The organism is Halobellus sp. Atlit-38R, assembly GCF_003665925.1.
In the GTDB taxonomy this organism is placed as follows: domain Archaea; phylum Halobacteriota; class Halobacteria; order Halobacteriales; family Haloferacaceae; genus Haloquadratum; species Haloquadratum inordinatus.
The window spans coordinates 1-1,007 of record NZ_QXIJ01000054.1; the positions used below are offsets into that span (position 1 = coordinate 1).

A 1,007-nucleotide genomic window follows, 5' to 3' on the forward strand; every position below is an offset into this window, starting at 1 on the left:
AACTCCTATGAAAATCCTGCAACGAAAAATAGCAGGTGATTGATGATAATTATTGGGGTGAGCTTCAGCTCACCCGAATGTAGGCCATCGAATCACCAGACAGCAGTGATCTCCGACCGGTTCGTTATCCGATAGGCTGGGGACTCGTGAATGCGGTAGCGGTTGCTGTGCGGACGGAAGGCGAACCCGTGCCTGAGCGATCCGATAGATCGCTCAGGCACTCACCCCCGGTGGATCGTATGGTTCCTTCCGCGTGAGCATATGGAAAATCGAGACCAACATCTTCCGAGCCGTTGCGACGATTGCGATCTGGTGGTTCTTCCGCTGTTCCAGCCGTGTGTAGAAGTTCCCGAGGTACTCGTCACACCGGACAGCTATGCTGGCACATTGGACGAGGGCCCAGCGCAACGGCGCTGAGCCCTCTTTGCTGATGCTCCCACGCACCTCTTTGTCACCAGACTGGTGGACGACTGGATCGAGTCCAGCGTAACTCACGAGCTGTTTGTCCTTGTCGAACCGATCAATCTCACCAATCTCAGCCACAATTACAGCAGCTGTGTACTGACCAACTCCAGGAATCGTCAGCAGCCGTTGGGCTGCTGGCGATTCCAGTACCTTTCGTTCGATCTTCTCCTCTATCTTCTCGATCTGCTTGTCGTAGGCGTCAATCACTGAGAGGTGAGCTTCTAGAATTGCTCGATTAGCATCGCTGAGAGAGAGTTCCGCCAGGAACTCTCGGCCAGTTGGACCAAACAACTCGCTGTCGTAGGTGTTGTCGGTACGCGTAAGGACAGCTCTGACGCGGTTTTTCTCAGCTGTCCGCTCTTCGACGAGCGATTTCCGCGTCCGGACGAGATCCCGCAGGACGCGGATCTCGTCCGGCGGGACGTAGCTCTCAGCGAGCATATCTGCCCGAAGCATCTGGGCGAGCCGCTTCGCATCGACGCGGTCAGTCTTGACTGCCGCGTCGGCGATGATCCGGTTCTTTGATGGGTTAACGAGGGTGA

The 1,007-nt window shown here is 55.9% G+C and carries 1 protein-coding gene; it reads right to left on the minus strand.

The window, feature by feature from the left end; translation table 11 throughout:
- Positions 1-213: 213 nt before the first annotated feature.
- Positions 214-1,007, minus strand: a 794-nt coding sequence (locus D3D02_RS18040; protein WP_121571315.1) for an IS110 family transposase, incomplete at its 5' end; no start/stop codon positions are given.